Source organism: Sinorhizobium sp. FG01 (assembly GCF_002531875.1).
Classification (GTDB): Bacteria; Pseudomonadota; Alphaproteobacteria; order Rhizobiales; family Rhizobiaceae; genus Sinorhizobium; species Sinorhizobium fredii_C.
Map to the genome: position 1 here is coordinate 253,412 of NZ_NWTB01000005.1, position 15,753 is coordinate 269,164.

At 64.6% G+C, this 15,753-nt stretch carries 13 protein-coding genes; all 13 read left to right on the forward strand.

Annotation, left to right across the window (positions count from 1 at the left end):
* Positions 1–26 precede the first annotated feature (26 nt).
* The 13 genes from mutS to ybeY all read left to right on the forward strand — a co-directional run bounded on the left by mutS (position 27) and on the right by ybeY (position 15,750).
* A complete protein-coding gene (gene mutS, locus CO656_RS09405) occupies positions 27–2,774 on the forward strand; it encodes a DNA mismatch repair protein MutS (RefSeq protein ID WP_097525543.1) in 2,748 nt (915 codons plus the stop codon).
* 201 nt (positions 2,775–2,975) lie between these two features.
* A complete protein-coding gene (locus tag CO656_RS09410) occupies positions 2,976–5,825 on the forward strand; it encodes a [protein-PII] uridylyltransferase (RefSeq protein ID WP_037420770.1) in 2,850 nt (949 codons plus the stop codon).
* Entirely contained in the window at positions 5,822–7,429 is a 1,608-nt protein-coding gene (gene murJ, locus CO656_RS09415) for a murein biosynthesis integral membrane protein MurJ (RefSeq protein ID WP_097525544.1), read from the forward strand. The genes CO656_RS09410 and murJ overlap by 4 nt, the downstream gene beginning before the upstream one ends.
* A complete protein-coding gene (locus CO656_RS09420; protein WP_097525545.1) occupies positions 7,426–7,818 on the forward strand; it encodes a VOC family protein in 393 nt (130 codons plus the stop codon). The genes murJ and CO656_RS09420 overlap by 4 nt, the downstream gene beginning before the upstream one ends.
* Positions 7,819–7,891: 73 nt before the next feature.
* The gene (trpS, locus tag CO656_RS09425; RefSeq protein ID WP_097525546.1) at positions 7,892–8,956 is read left to right on the forward strand and encodes a tryptophan--tRNA ligase; all 1,065 of its coding nucleotides are present in this window, start codon (positions 7,892–7,894) and stop codon (positions 8,954–8,956) included.
* Between the two features lie 52 nt (positions 8,957–9,008).
* Positions 9,009–9,500, forward strand: a complete 492-nt coding sequence (locus tag CO656_RS09430) for a universal stress protein (RefSeq protein WP_037378146.1) — start codon at positions 9,009–9,011, stop codon at positions 9,498–9,500.
* 104 nt (positions 9,501–9,604) lie between these two features.
* On the forward strand, positions 9,605–10,171 hold the full coding sequence (locus tag CO656_RS09435; RefSeq protein WP_037378149.1) for a NifU family protein: 567 nt from the start codon (positions 9,605–9,607) through the stop codon (positions 10,169–10,171).
* Positions 10,172–10,364: 193 nt separating this feature from the next.
* Positions 10,365–11,045: a tRNA (adenosine(37)-N6)-threonylcarbamoyltransferase complex dimerization subunit type 1 TsaB gene (tsaB, locus tag CO656_RS09440; protein WP_097525547.1), complete on the forward strand. Its 681-nt coding sequence runs from the start codon at positions 10,365–10,367 to the stop codon at positions 11,043–11,045.
* Between the two features lie 83 nt (positions 11,046–11,128).
* Entirely contained in the window at positions 11,129–11,626 is a 498-nt protein-coding gene (locus CO656_RS09445) for an N-acetyltransferase (RefSeq protein ID WP_097525548.1), read from the forward strand.
* Positions 11,627–11,761: 135 nt separating this feature from the next.
* Positions 11,762–12,577 carry a 1-acyl-sn-glycerol-3-phosphate acyltransferase gene (locus tag CO656_RS09450; protein WP_097525549.1) on the forward strand — a complete coding sequence of 272 codons (816 nt, stop codon included), beginning with the start codon at positions 11,762–11,764 and terminating at the stop codon, positions 12,575–12,577.
* A 79-nt stretch (positions 12,578–12,656) separates the two neighbouring features.
* Positions 12,657–14,057 carry a tRNA (N6-isopentenyl adenosine(37)-C2)-methylthiotransferase MiaB gene (gene miaB, locus CO656_RS09455; RefSeq protein WP_097525550.1) on the forward strand — a complete coding sequence of 467 codons (1,401 nt, stop codon included), beginning with the start codon at positions 12,657–12,659 and terminating at the stop codon, positions 14,055–14,057.
* Positions 14,058–14,170: 113 nt separating this feature from the next.
* Positions 14,171–15,226 (forward strand): PhoH family protein, encoded by a 1,056-nt coding sequence (locus CO656_RS09460; RefSeq protein WP_097525551.1) that lies wholly within the window; start codon positions 14,171–14,173, stop codon positions 15,224–15,226.
* Between the two features lie 17 nt (positions 15,227–15,243).
* A complete protein-coding gene (gene ybeY, locus CO656_RS09465) occupies positions 15,244–15,750 on the forward strand; it encodes an rRNA maturation RNase YbeY (protein ID WP_097525552.1) in 507 nt (168 codons plus the stop codon).
* The last annotated feature ends 3 nt before the right edge of the window (positions 15,751–15,753 follow it).

Consider the following 15,753-nt stretch of genomic DNA (forward strand, 5'->3'; position numbering starts at 1 on the left):
GTGACATCTCTTTTTTTGGAACAATCATGAATTTCATGCCTGACGCATCGAGCCGCACGGGCGACGTCCTTTCCGTGTCCGATCTGGCGAGCGAGGAGAGCCGCTCCACTGCCACGCCGATGATGGAGCAGTTCATCGAGATCAAGGCGAACAATCCGGATTCGCTGTTGTTCTACCGGATGGGCGATTTCTACGAGCTGTTCTTCCAGGATGCGGCGGAAGCCTCGCGCGCGCTTGGCATTACGCTTACCAAACGCGGCCAGCATCTGGGCCAGGACATCCCGATGTGCGGGGTGCCGGTGCACGCCGCCGACGACTACCTGCAGAAGCTCATCGCGCTCGGCTTCCGGGTCGCCGTCTGCGAGCAGGTGGAGGACCCCGCCGAAGCCAAGAAGCGCGGCGGCAAATCGGTGGTGCGCCGCGACGTCGTGCGGCTGGTGACGCCGGGGACGATCACCGAGGACAAGCTGCTCTCGCCCTCGGAAACCAATTATTTAATGGCGCTCGCCCGCATCCGCAGCGGCTCGGATCCGGCCTACGCGCTCGCCTGGATCGACATTTCCACCGGCATTTTCCGTCTTGCCGAGACGGCCGAGAGCCGGCTGCTCGCCGACATCCTGCGCGTCGAGCCGCGCGAGCTGATCCTGCCGGATACCGTCTTCCACGATCCGGAACTGCGCCCGGTCTTCGACGTGCTCGGCCGGGTGGCGGTGCCGCAGCCGGCGGTCCTCTTCGACAGTGCCACGGCGGAAGGCCGGATCGGCCGGTACTACGGCGTAAAGACCCTGGACGGCTTCGGCACCTTCTCGCGCGCCGAACTTGCCGCCGCTTCCGCCGCGATCTCCTATGTCGAGAAGACGCAGCTCGCAGAACGACCGGCGCTCGGCATCCCGGAGCGGGAGAGCGCCGCCTCGACCCTCTTCATCGACCCGGCAACCCGCGCCAATCTGGAACTCGTCAAGACGCTGTCCGGCTCCCGCGACGGTAGCCTGTTGAGAGCCCTCGACCGCACAGTCACCAGCGGCGGCGCGCGGTTGCTCGCCGAGCGGCTGATGTCGCCGCTCACCGACCCGGAGCGGATCAATCACCGTCTCGATTCGATCGAGGTCCTTATCGACCAGCCAAGCTTCGCCATGGACGTCCGCGACGCCTTGCGGCGCGCGCCGGACATGCCGCGGGCCCTTTCTAGGCTCGCGCTCGGCCGCGGCGGCCCGCGCGACCTCGGCGCCATTCAGGCGGGACTTCGGGCCGCGGCGGCGACCTCGGCGCTGCTTGCGGAGGCGCGGCTTTCGTCGGAGCTTACCGAAGCGCAAGCCGCGCTCGCCGCCTTGCCGGCAGCCCTGCTGGAGCGCCTCGATTCAATGCTTGCCGAAGACTTGCCGCTTCTGAAGCGGGACGGCGGCTTCCTGCGCGAAGGGGCAAGCGGCGAACTCGACGAGATGCGGGCGCTGCGCGACCAGTCGCGTCGCGTCATTGCCGGCTTGCAGCTCCAATACTGCGAAGAGACCGGCATCAAGTCGCTGAAGATCAAGCACAACAATGTGCTCGGCTATTTCATCGAGGTGACGGCCGGCAATGCCGGCGCCATGACCGACACCGATGCCGGCCGCGCCCGTTTCATCCATCGCCAGACCATGGCGAATGCGATGCGCTTCACCACCACGGAACTTGCCGAGCTCGAAACGAAGATCGCCAATGCCGCCGATCGGGCGCTGGCGATCGAGCTCGCGGCCTTCGAGGCGATGGCCCGCGAGGTCGTCGCCGAGGCCGACGCGATCAAGGCGGCGGCGCTGGCGCTCGCGACGCTCGACGTCTCGGCCGGGCTTGCCGTGCTTGCCGAGGAACAGAACTATGCACGGCCGCTCGTCGATCACTCGCGGATGTTTTCGATCGACGGCGGACGCCACCCGGTCGTCGAGCAGGCGCTCAGGCGCCAGGCGGCCAATCCTTTCGTCGCCAATGGCTGCGACCTGTCGCCTCCGGACGGTCCGGAGGCCGGCGCCATCTGGCTGCTCACCGGTCCGAACATGGGCGGCAAGTCGACCTTCCTGCGCCAGAACGCGCTGATCGCCATCATAGCGCAGATGGGCTCCTTCGTGCCCGCCAACGCTGCCCATATCGGCATTGTCGACCGGCTGTTCTCACGGGTCGGCGCCTCGGACGATCTCGCCCGCGGCCGCTCGACCTTCATGGTCGAGATGGTCGAAACGGCGGCGATCCTCAACCAGGCGACCGACCGCTCGCTCGTCATCCTCGACGAGATCGGCCGCGGCACCGCGACTTTCGACGGCCTGTCGATCGCCTGGGCGGCGGTCGAGCATCTGCACGAGGTCAATCGCTGCCGCGGGCTCTTCGCCACCCATTTCCATGAACTGACGGTGCTGTCGGAAAAGCTCGGGCGGCTCTCCAATGCGACGATGCGGGTCAAGGAATGGGATGGCGACGTGATCTTCCTGCACGAGGTCGGCCCGGGCGCGGCCGACCGATCCTACGGCATTCAGGTCGCCCGCCTTGCCGGGCTTCCCGCCTCCGTCGTCGCGCGGGCGAGGGACGTGCTTGCCAAGCTTGAGGATGCCGACCGCAAGAATCCGGCGAGCCAGTTGATCGACGACCTGCCGCTCTTCCAGGTGGCGGTCAGGCGCGAAGAGGCGGCGAGGGCCTCCGGCCCCTCCAGGGTCGAAGAGGCGGTAAGGGCGCTCAATCCCGACGACATGACGCCGCGCGACGCATTGGATGCGCTCTACGCCTTGAAAAAGGACCTCGCCGGCCGCTGACTTGAGAGGCGCGTCTCGACGCGCCCGGGCCGTTGCGCAGCGCCCCGATTTTCCCTGTCAATCGACCGGCAAAAAGGCTATACAGCGCCGCGTGCCTTTTCACGAGGGCATGCGGTAGTGCTTGAAATGCTGCATGATTCCGGCGCTTGCACATGCAGCGAACCATTACGATCAGTCGGACAGGACGCCTCCCGGCACTAAATGGCCAAACACGAAACTTCCTTCCCTGAAATTCTCGACGTCGCCGCACTTCGGGCCAAGTGCGGCTTCATCGCCTCGGCCCATGCCGAGCAGCGCGAGCCGATGCGCCGCGCGCTTCTCGCCGCCTTCAAGGAGGCGAACAATGCAGGCCGAGCCAAGGCGCGCGAACTGCTTGCCGTCGACGGGGCCGGCATCAAATGCGCCGAGCGCATATCCTGGCTGCAGGATCAACTGATCACCGTGCTGCACGATTTCGTGCTGAACGAGGTGTTCGACGCCGCCCATGCGCCGGCGGCTTCCCGGCTCGCCGTGACCGCGGTCGGCGGCTATGGCCGCGGCACCCTGGCGCCGGGCTCGGACATAGACCTGCTCTTCCTGTTGCCGCCCAAAAAGGCGGTCTGGGCGGAGCCTGCCATCGAATTCACACTCTACGTCCTGTGGGACCTCGGCTTCAAGGTCGGCCATGCGACGCGCACCATCGACGAATGCATCCGACTGTCGCGCGCCGACATGACGATCCGCACGGCGATCCTCGAATGCCGCTATATTTGCGGTTCCGAGGCGCTGGCTGGCGAACTCGAGCAGCGCTTCGATCACGAGATCGTCCGCAACACTGGCCCCGAATTCATCGCTGCCAAGCTCGCCGAACGCGACGGGCGCCACCGCAAGGCGGGCGACACCCGCTATCTCGTCGAGCCGAACGTCAAGGAGGGCAAGGGGGGCTTACGCGATCTGCACACGCTGTTCTGGATCGCCAAGTATTTCTACCGGGTTAAGGATCCGGCCGACCTCGTCAAGCTCGGCGTCCTGTCGCGGCAGGAATACAAGCTTTTCCAGAAATCGGACGATTTCCTCTGGGCAGTTCGCTGCCACATGCACTTCCTGACCGGAAAGGCGGAGGAACGCCTGTCCTTCGACATCCAGCGCGAGATTGCCGAAGCGCTCGGCTATCACGACCATCCGGGCCTCTCGGCCGTCGAACGCTTCATGAAGCATTACTTCCTCGTCGCCAAGGACGTCGGCGATCTCACCCGCATCTTCTGCGCCGCGCTCGAGGACCAGCAGGCCAAGGATACGCCGGGGATCTCGGGCGTCTTCAGCCGCTTCCGGCACCGCACGCGCAAGATTGCCGGTACGCTCGATTTCGTCGACGATGGCGGCCGCATCGCGCTCGCAAGCCCGGACGTCTTCAAACGGGATCCGATCAACCTGCTGCGCCTGTTCCATATTGCCGATATCCACGGGCTGGAGTTCCATCCGAACGCGCTGAAGCAGGTGACCCGTTCGCTCGGCCTGATCACCCCGCATTTGCGCGAAAGCGACGAGGCCAACCGGCTGTTCCTGTCGATCCTCACCTCGCGCCGCAATCCGGAACTGATCCTGAGGCGCATGAACGAGTCGGGCGTGCTCGGCCGGTTCATCCCGGATTTCGGCAAGATCGTCTCGATGATGCAGTTCAACATGTATCATCACTACACGGTGGACGAGCACCTCTTGCGCACGGTCGACGTGCTGTCGCGGATCGATCGCGGCCTCGAGGAGGAAGCGCACCCGCTGACGGCCATGCTGATGCCCGGCATCGAGGATCGCGAGGCGCTCTACGTCGCCGTGCTGCTGCACGACATCGCCAAGGGCCGGCCCGAGGACCATTCGGTCGCCGGCGCCAAGGTTGCCCGCAAGCTCTGCCCGCGTCTCGGCCTGTCGCCGAAGCAGACCGAGACGGTGGTCTGGCTGGTCGAGGAACATCTGACCATGTCGATGGTCGCGCAGACCCGCGACCTCAATGACCGCAAGACCATCCTCGACTTCGCCGAGCGCGTGCAATCGCTCGAGCGCCTGAAGATGCTGCTCATCCTGACCGTCTGCGACATCCGGGCGGTCGGCCCCGGCGTCTGGAACGGCTGGAAGGGGCAGTTGCTGCGCACGCTCTATTACGAAACCGAGCTTCTTCTCTCCGGCGGCTTCTCGGAACTGTCGCGCAAGGAGCGGGCAAAGCACGCCGCCCATATGCTTGCAGACGCGCTCAAGGACTGGTCGAAGAAGGAGCGGGACGCCTATGTCCGGCTTCACTACCAGCCCTATCTCCTGACCGTGGCGCTCGAGGATCAGGTGCGGCACGCCGAATTCATCCGCGAGGCGGATAAGGCCGGCAAGACCCTGGCGACGATGGTGCGCACCCATCATTTCCATGCCATCACCGAGATCACCGTGCTTTCGCCGGACCATCCGCGGCTGCTGACGGTCATCGCCGGCGCCTGCGCCGCCGCGGGCGCCAACATCGTAGACGCGCAGATCCATACGACCTCGGATGGCCGGGCGCTGGATACGATCCTCGTCAACCGGGAGTTCTCGGTCGACGAGGACGAGATGCGGCGCGCGGCGAGCATCGGCAAGCTGATCGAGGACGTGCTCTCCGGCCGCAAGCGGCTGCCGGAGGTGATCGCCAGCCGCACCCGGGCGAAGAGGCGCAGCAAGGCCTTCACGGTGACGCCGGAGGTGACGATCAGCAATACGCTGTCGAACAAGTTCACCGTCATCGAGGTCGAGGGCCTCGACCGGACCGGCCTGCTTTCCGAGATCACCGCGGTGCTTTCCGACCTCTCGCTCGATATCGCCTCGGCCCATATCACCACTTTCGGCGAGAAGGTCATCGACACCTTCTATGTGACCGACCTGGTCGGCGCGAAGATCATCAATGAGAACCGGCAGAGTAACATTGCCGCGCGCCTCAAGGCAGTGCTGGCCGGCGAGGTCGACGAGGCGCGCGAGCGCATGCCCTCCGGCATCATCGCTCCCGCCCATCCGCCGCGGACGTCGCAGGCTTCCAGAACGACAAAAGCCGAAACATGAGCCTCGTCAAGAAATTCGCAACCGTCGGCGGCGCGACGCTCGGAAGCCGCGTCTTCGGCTTCGTGCGCGAGACCTTCATGGCGGCCGCCCTCGGCACCGGACCGGTCGCCGACGCTTTCAACACGGCCTTCCGGCTCCCCAACACCTTTCGCCGGCTTTTCGCCGAGGGTGCGTTCAACTCGGCTTTCGTGCCGCTCTTCGCCAAGGAGATCGAGGCGCGCGGCATGGACGGCGCCCGCCGCTTCTCCGAAGAAGTCTTCGGCGTGCTCTTCACCGTCCTTTTGTTTCTGACGATCGCCATGGAACTGGCGATGCCGTTTATCGTGCGCGAACTGATCGCTCCCGGTTTCGCCGACGATCCGGCGAAATTCGCAAGCACCGTCACCTTCGCGACGATCATGTTCCCGTATCTCGCCTGCATGTCGCTGGCGGCGATGATGGCGGGCATGCTCAATTCGCTGCACCGCTATTTCGCCGCGGCGATCGCGCCGGTGTTCCTCAACTTCATCCTGATCGGCGCGCTTGCCTATGCCTGGTATAGCGGCCAGGACGCGGTTGCCGTCGGCTACAGCCTCTCCTGGGGCGTCATGGCGGCCGGCCTCGTCCAGCTGGCGATCGTCTGGATCGCCGTCCGCAACGCCGGCATCCGGATCGGCTTCCGCCGTCCGCGCCTGACCGCCAATGTCCGGCGCCTGCTGGTGCTGGCGCTGCCGGCGGCGATCACCGGCGGCATCACCCAGATCAACCTGCTGATCAACACCAATATCGCCTCGGCGCAGGAAGGGGCGGTTTCGTCGCTCGTCTATGCGGACCGCATCTACCAGCTTCCGCTCGGCGTCGTGGGCATCGCCGTCGCAACCGTGCTCCTGCCGGAACTGTCGCGGGCGCTGCGCGCCGGCAATCTCAACGAGGCGTCGAACCTCCAGAACCGCTCCGTCGAGTTCACCCTGTTCCTGACGCTGCCGGCGGCCGCGGCGCTGCTCGTCATGTCGGAGCCGATCGTCCGGCTGCTCTTCGAACGCGGCAAGTTCTCGCCCGAATCGACCGTCGTCGTCGGGCATATCCTGGCGATCTACGGTCTCGGCCTGCCGGCCTTCGTGCTGATCAAGGCCTTCATCCCGGGCTTCTTCGCGCGCGAGGACACGCGCACGCCGATGATCTTCGCTGCGATCTCGGTGGCGGTGAACGTGTCCTTGGCGCTGACGCTGTTTCCCTCGCTCGGCGCCAGCGGCATCGCCACCGCCGAGATCGTCGCCGGCTGGGTGAACGCCCTCCTGCTCTTTGCGACGCTCGCCTGGCGCGGCCACTGGGGCCGCGACATTCCGCTACTCACCCGCATTCCGCGCCTTGTGATCGCCGCCGCGATCATGGCGGCGGCGCTCCACTACGCCATCCAGTGGCTGGCCTTCCCGCTTTCCTCCGCCGCGCCACTGGCGATCCGCGCCGCAACCGTCTGCGGCCTGGTGGCGGTTGCGATGTCGATCTATTTCGCCGCCGCCTTTGGGCTTGGCGGCGCCAGCCTGGGGATGATACGCCGCAGCTTGAAGCGCAAAGCTGTTCCGGCGGCTGCCTCGAGGGCGGGTGAGGAGAACGGCGAGCCATGAGGCAGACCATTGCCCGGGTCGCCATTCTCGTCCCGGACTATGTCGAGGGCATCGCCTTCTATTGCGGTCGCTTGGGCTTCGATCTGATCGAGGACACCGATCTAGGCGGCGGCAAGCGCTGGGTGCTGGTGCGGCCGAAAGGCGCGACCGAAACGGCGCTGCTCATCGCCAAGGCCGAGGGCGATCGGCAGAAGGCGGCGATCGGCAATCAGACCGGCGGCCGCGTCGGCTTCTTCCTCTTCACCGACGACTTTGCCCGCGACCATGCGACGATGCTTGCCGCCGGCGTCGAATTCCTCGAGACGCCGCGCCATGAGGCCTACGGCATTGTCGCCGTCTTCACCGATCCGTTCGGCAATCGTTGGGACCTCCTGCAACCCGCCTCTTGATTGCATTTGGCGCGCCGTGCATAAGCGCGGCGATATCAATTGGTGGGCCCTCCACAAGCCCGATGAGGACGACATGAACGAATTCAGGCCGCTCGTATTTTCCGGCGTTCAACCGACCGGCAATCTGCATCTCGGCAATTATCTCGGCGCGATCCGAAAATTCGTCGCCCTGCAGGAGAACAACGACTGCATCTATTGCGTCGTCGACCTGCACTCCATCACCGCGCAGCTGGTGCATGACGACCTGCCGGGTCAGATCCGCTCGATCGCGGCCGCCTTCGTCGCCTCGGGCATCGATCCCGAGAAGCATATCGTCTTCAACCAGTCGGCGGTGCCGCAGCATGCGGAGCTTGCCTGGATCTTCAACTGCGTCGCCCGCATCGGCTGGATGAACCGGATGACGCAATTCAAGGACAAGGCCGGCAAGGACCGCGAGAACGCCTCGCTCGGCCTGCTCGCTTACCCGAGCCTGATGGCGGCCGACATTCTCGTCTACCGCGCCACCCATGTTCCGGTCGGTGACGACCAGAAGCAGCATCTGGAGCTCACCCGCGATATTGCCCAGAAGTTCAACATCGACTTCATGGAGCACATCCGGACGCGCGGCTACGGCGTCGAAATTGTCGTCGGCGAAGAACCGATCCATGCCTATTTCCCGCCGGTGGAGCCGCTGATCGGCGGACCGGCGCCCCGCGTCATGTCGCTGCGCGACGGCACGAAGAAGATGTCGAAGTCCGATCCGTCGGACCTGTCGCGCATCAATCTGCTGGATGATCCGGAGACGATTGCCAAGAAAATCCGCAAGGCCAAGACCGATCCGGATGCGCTGCCGAGCGAAGCCGAGGGGCTGAAGGGCCGCCCGGAAGCGGAAAACCTCGTCGGCATCTATGCGGCCCTTGCCGACCGGACGAAGGATGAGGTTCTCGCCGAGTTCGGCGGTCAGCAATTCTCGGTCTTCAAACCGGCCCTCATCGATCTCGCCGTCAAAGTGCTGTCGCCGATCACCGGCGAGATGCGTCGTCTGATGGACGACACGGCGCATATCGACTCGATCCTCAGGAATGGCAGCGAGCGGGCGCGGGCGCGGGCGGAAAAGACCATGCGCGAGGTTCGCGAGATCATCGGCTTTTTGCAGTAGTCCGCCGAAATGAGAGCTTGCGGGACGCATGCGGCGATGTAATGTTCGCCGCATGGTTTCCACCCGACTCTCACGACTGGAAGGTCATCGCCGCAAGTTCATGGCGGTGATCGACGACACGCCCGAATGCGGCCGTGCCGTGCACTATGCAGGCATGCGCGCCAAGAACTCCAATGGCGGTCTCGTGCTGCTCTATGTGATCTCCGACGCCGACTTCCAGCAATGGCTGGGGGTGGAGGAAATCATGCGGGCGGAGGCGCGCGAGGAGGCCGAGGCGACGCTGGCCAAGGTCGCGCAGACGGTACGCGAGAGGATCGGCATCGAGCCTGAAATCGTCATTCGCGAGGGGATCGCCACGGAGCAGATATACGCGCTGATCGAGGAAGATCGGGATATCGCCATCCTCGTGCTTGCCGCGGGATCGGCGAAAGAAGGGCCCGGGCCGCTCGTATCTTCGATCGCAGGCAAGGCGGCGGCCTTTCCGATTCCAGTCACGGTCATTCCCGATCTTCTGACCGACGAGGAGATCGACGCGCTGACCTGACAGTGCGGCAGAACGCGCCCTTGCGGCGCCGGAGCGATGCCCCTATATTTTTGAACAATTCTAAAGAGCCGGTTGAGAGTGCTCCCGGCGCAACGGAGAGAACCATGTTCATCCAGACCGAAGCCACGCCGAATCCGGCCACGTTGAAGTTCCTGCCGGGCAAGGTGGTGATGGAGAACGGAACCGCCGAATTCCGAAGCGAGGAAGAGGCGCGCGCCGGTTCGCCGCTGGCGGCACGGCTTTTCTCGATTCCCGGCGTCAGCGGCGTCTATTTCGGCTACGACTTCATCACCGTCAGCAAGGAAGGGCAGGAGTGGCAGCACCTGAAGCCCGCGGTCCTCGGCTCGATTATGGAGCATTTCATGTCCGGCCAGCCGATCATGTCGGGCGCCGGCCGAGCCGAAGAGACCGATCAGGAAGGCGAATTCTATGACGAGGGCGACGAGGCGATCGTCGCGACGATCAAGGAACTGCTCGACACGCGGGTGCGCCCGGCCGTCGCCCAGGATGGCGGCGACATCACCTTCCGGGGTTTCAAGGACGGCACCGTGTTCCTGAACATGAAGGGAGCCTGCTCCGGTTGCCCGTCCTCGACCGCGACGCTCAGGCACGGCGTGCAGAACTTGCTGCGCCATTTCGTGCCCGAGGTCGAATCGGTCGAATCGGTCTGAAGCCGGCCGAGCGGGATAGGCGGAGCGGCGCTTGCGTGCCGCTCTTGCGGATACGGTTCGTACCGACTTAGGCTTGTTGCAGCCCCAAGATTTTCGGACACCGACGACAGGCGACGGCTGCGGTCGCGCCTTGCAGCGGAAGAGCCTCTTCGCGGGCCGGCGAAGCAGCGCAGGGAGGTCATGGCGTCTCACAATGTTGGTCCTTGCCATCGATACCTCGGGCAGCGGTTGCGCGGCTGCAGTCTATGACGGCGCGGCGGGCGAAGTGCTGGCCCATGCCGGCGCCGACATCGGCCGCGGTCATGCCGAGCGCCTGATGGAGTTCGTCGATGAGGCGCTCTTCGCCTCCGGCAGGGAACTTGCGGACATAGACCGGATCGCCGTCACCGTAGGGCCGGGGTCGTTCACCGGCATTCGCGTCGGCGTCGCAGCGGCGCGCGGCCTGGCGCTTGCCCTCGGCAAGCCGGCCCTCGGTATCACCACGCTCCAGCTTGTTGCCGAGAGCGCCAGGGAGAAGCAGCCGGGGCAGCCGGTGCTGGCGGTCATCGACGCGAAACGGGACGAGCTCTATGTCCAGGCCTTTAGCGCGTGCGGCGAGGCGCAAGGCGAGCCCGAAATCCTGCCGCTCGCCACAGCGCGCGACCGCTTTTACGGTTTCGTCGGCGTTATTTGCGGCTCCGGCGCACCGCTCGTTGCCTCGGCCGATACGGTCGGCAAGCCGGACGAGATCGATATCGCCATCGATATCGGCCTCGTCGGCCGGCTAGGCGCTACGGCCGATCCAGCCTCGGCCAAGCCGAAACCGCTCTACTTGCGGGGCCCGGATGCAAAGCCTCAGGCGGGCTTCGCCGTCAGGAGGGCGACGGCAGGATAGACCCGTTCAGCCAATCGAGACAGCCGGCCGGCGCCCTGGATGAGGAGGGCGCGGTACCGTCGAGCCGGATGCGCAGGACAGAGATGAGCTTCACCGACTATTTCACGCGCCGAACTGAATTCGACATCTTCCCGCTGGAGGAGGCGGACCTGATCGCGGCGGCAACTCTGCACAGCCAGCGTTTCGCCAAGCCCTGGAGCGACGGCGAAATTCATGCGCTCCTGCTGCAGGAAACGGTCTTCGGCTTCGCTGCCCGCCAGACGAATGGCACGTTTCGACCTGCATTCGGAGGCTTCGTGCTGTCGCGTGCCGCCGCGGGTGAGGCCGAGGTCCTGTCGATCGGCGTCGATCCGCGTTTTGCCCGCTCCGGTCTCGGCTGGCGGCTGATGCAGGCGGTGATGCGCGAGGCGATCGTCAAGGGCGCTGAGACGCTATTCCTCGAAGTCGATGAGGCGAACCTGGCAGCGATCGGACTCTACGGCAAGCTCGGCTTCGCGAAGGTCGGCGAGCGCAAGGCCTATTATCAGGGAGCGGGCGGGTCGCGCACGGCCGCCCTTGTCATGCGGCTCGATCTTCGCTAGAGCATTTTGCAGGCAGGTGGACTCACCTGCCGTCGCATAAATGCGGCAAATCAATCCGATAGAGCGGCGGCGCGGACGCATTGAGCGCACCCGCTCCAGTCCCGTCGAAGTGGTCGGATCAGAAAGTCTTTCCGGATGATCAACTGGATACGGGTCGCGCTCTACGCCATCCTGCTGGCGATCGTCTCTTTGCTGCTGATGCCGGTCCAACTTGTCTGCCTCTGGCTGGATATGAAGCCGCGCCGCTTCCTGCCGCGGTTCTGGCATCGCATCGCCTGCCGTCTGCTCGGCCTTCGCGTTCGGGTCCACGGGGAATTGGATCGGCGGCGGCCGCTGCTGATAAGCGCCAATCACGTCTCCTGGAAGGACATAATGGTCCTGTCGTCCATTGCCGATGTCGTTTTCGTAGCCAAGTCGGACGTCAGGGACTGGCCCGTCTTCGGTATCCTTGCCCGCCTGCAGGCCTCGGTTTTTATTGAACGCGAGCAGAAACGCACAACCGGCCACCAGGTAAGCGAGATCGGCCGCCGGCTCGCAGACGGCGAGGTCGTCGTGCTCTTTCCGGAGGGGACGACTTCGGACGGCAACCGCCTTCTCGAGATCAAGACCTCGCTGTTCGGCGCAGCCGCCTCGGCCGTGCCGCAGTCGCCGACCGGCGTCGTGCATGTCCAGCCGGTGGCGATTTCCTATACGGGCATCCATGGCATGCCCATGGGCCGCTACTACCGGCCGGTCGCGGCCTGGCCGGGCGACATCGGGCTGCTGCCGCACCTCGTCGGGGTCCTTCGGGAAGGGGCGATCGACGTGGAAGTGGATTTCGGCGAGGCGGTGGATTACGACCGGCACTCCAGCCGCAAGACCATCAGCCGCCTCGTCGAGCAGCGGATCCGCAACATGTTGTCGGACCGGCTGAGAGGCCGGGCGCCGGCCCGGGAGAGGACCGCGGCCTAGCGATAACGAGCCGCCCCGCCGCCTTGGGTGCCGGCCGAAAATGCTTCAACTTTGGGCCGCTTTGCACTAAAGAACCCGCATGACCCAGGAAACCGCTCTTCTGCCGAAATCGCCCGTGGCGGGCGAGGAACACGCTCCGACGCGCAAGGTCTTCGTCAAGACCTATGGCTGCCAAATGAATGTCTACGATTCCGACCGTATGTCCGACGCGCTCACGCGGGACGGCTTTATTGCGACGGACGTGCTGGAAGATGCCGATTTCGTGCTGCTCAACACCTGTCATATCCGCGAGAAGGCCGCCGAAAAGGTCTATTCCGAACTGGGCCGGCTGCGCGAACTGAAGAAGGCGAAGGCGATCGCGGGCCGCGAAATGGTGATCGGCGTCGCCGGCTGCGTCGCCCAGGCCGAGGGCAACGAGATACTACGGCGTGCGCCGGCGGTCGACCTCGTCATCGGCCCGCAAACCTACCACCGGCTGCCCGAGGCGTTGAAGCGGGCGAGGAGCGGCGAGCGCGTCGTCGAGACGGACTACGCCATCGAGGACAAGTTCGAGCATCTGCCGGCGCCGGACAGGGCCAAGACCCGTGCCCGCGGCGTCACCGCCTTTCTCACCGTGCAAGAAGGATGCGACAAATTCTGCACCTTCTGTGTGGTGCCCTACACACGCGGCTCGGAAGTCTCGCGCCCGGTGGCGCAGATCGTCGCTGAGGCGGAAAAGCTGGTCGACGGCGGCGTGCGTGAGATCACGCTGCTCGGCCAGAACGTCAATGCCTGGCATGCAACGGGGCCTGACGGACGCGACTGGGGCCTCGGCGACCTTCTGAGGCGCCTCGCCGAGATCGACGGCCTCGCGCGGCTGCGCTACACGACCAGCCACCCGCGCGACATGGACGAGAGCCTGATCGAGGCGCACCGATCGATGGCCAAGCTGATGCCCTATCTGCATCTGCCGGTCCAATCCGGTTCCGATCGCATCCTGAAAGTGATGAACCGGCGCCATACGGCGGCCGAATATCTTGCCCTTGTCGAGCGGATTCGCACCGTTCAACCCGATCTGGCGCTCTCCGGCGATTTCATCGTCGGCTTCCCGGGCGAGACCGATCAGGATTTCGAGGACACGATGCGTCTCGTCGAGGCGGTGGGTTATGCACAGGCCTTCTCTTTCAAATATTCAAGCCGCCCGGGTACGCCGGGGGCCGATCTCAAGGACCAGGTTCCCGAAGACGTAAAGGCCAAGCGGCTGGAAAGATTGCAGACTTTGCTCTTCAAACAGCAGCGCGACTTTGCCGCCGCCTGCGTCGGCAGAGAGATAGACCTGCTTCTGGAAAAGCCCGGCCGCATGCCGGGTCAGCTAGTCGGCCGCTCGCCCTGGCTGCAGCCCGTGAATGTTGATGCAAAACGATCGCAAATCGGTGACATTATCAAGGTACGAATCACCAAGGCCGGCCCGAACAGCCTGTTTGCCGAGATGATCGAATAGAGCAGGGGCACGAGAGCCTTCTCGGGAGCTTTTGCTGAGTTAAGGCGTTAGAACATTCTCTGCGCGTCATTTCACGCGCGGTGCCGAGATCGAGAGTGAGGAGCCAGAACCGCTTGAACGGACACGAAATGATTTCAACCTCATCGCGCCATTCCAAGACAACCGCGACAGACGCCAATCACTTCGTGCTCACGTTCGAGAACAATCGGTTCGCCAGCGAGCTCTTCGGCCAGTTCGACCAGAATTTGAAATTGCTTGAGGAACGGCTGCGCGTCGATGCCAGGCCGCGCGGCAATTCCGTTGCGATCTCCGGCGACATCGTGGCGACCAACCAGGCGCGGCGCGCGCTCGACTATCTCTATGGAAGACTGCAAAGTGGGGCTTCGATCGATACGTCCGACGTCGAAGGGGCGATCCGCATGGCGGTCGCGGCCGACGACCAGCTGCAGTTGCCGACCATGGAGCGCAAAGCCAAGTTGACGATGGCGCAGATTTCGACGCGCAAGAAGACGATTGCTGCGCGCACGCCAATGCAGGACGCCTATATCCGGGCCATGGAGCGGGCGGAGCTCGTCTTCGGCGTCGGCCCGGCCGGCACCGGCAAGACCTATCTCGCCGTCGCCCATGCGGCCCAGCTGCTGGAGCGCGGCGCCGTCGACCGCATCATCCTGTCGCGGCCGGCGGTCGAAGCGGGCGAGCGGCTCGGCTTCCTGCCCGGCGACATGAAAGAGAAGGTCGATCCCTATCTCAGGCCGCTCTACGATGCGCTTTACGACATGATGCCGGGCGACAAGGTGGAACGGGCGATTTCGGCCGGCGTGATCGAGATCGCGCCGCTCGCCTTCATGCGCGGCCGGACGCTCGCCAATGCCGCCGTCATCCTCGACGAGGCGCAGAACACGACGTCGATGCAGATGAAAATGTTCCTGACGCGCCTCGGCGAAAACGGCCGGATGATCGTCACCGGCGATCCGAGCCAGGTCGACCTGCCGCGCGGCGTGAAATCCGGTCTCGTCGAGGCGCTGCAGATCCTCAAGGGCGTCGAAGGCGTGTCGGTGATCCGCTTCAAGGATGCCGACGTGGTGCGCCATCCGATGGTGGCGCGGATCGTCAGGGCCTATGAAAGCCATACGGCCGTTCACGACGAAAGCGGACAGAGCGACCGCTGAGGCAGTCGCGACCAGTCATGACGGCTTTGGATATTCAGATCAGCGTCGATGAAGGAGACTGGCCGCCGGAGGACCGGTTGCAGGCCCTTTCTGCGCGCATTCTCGGCGCGGCCGCGGATTTTCTCGCCACCGAGGAGAAGCAGCCGTTCCCGGCCGAACCGCCGGAACTGTCGCTGGTCTTCACCAACGATCGGTCTATGCGGGAGATCAACGCCGAATGGCGCAACCAGGACAAGCCGACCAACGTGTTGTCCTTCCCCGCCTTCCCCGTGACGCCCGGCAGGATGCCGGGGCCGATGCTCGGCGACATTATCGTCGCCTACGAGACGCTGAAGCGCGAAGCCGATGAATTGGAGAAATCTTTCGACGAGCATCTGACGCATCTTCTCGTCCATGGATTCCTCCATCTTTTCGGCTATGATCATATTGAAGACGACGAAGCGGAAAGAATGGAAGGGTTGGAGACTCGCATTTTGGCGCGTCTTGGCCTATCTGATCCCTACGGGGACCGGACCCCGGATTGACAG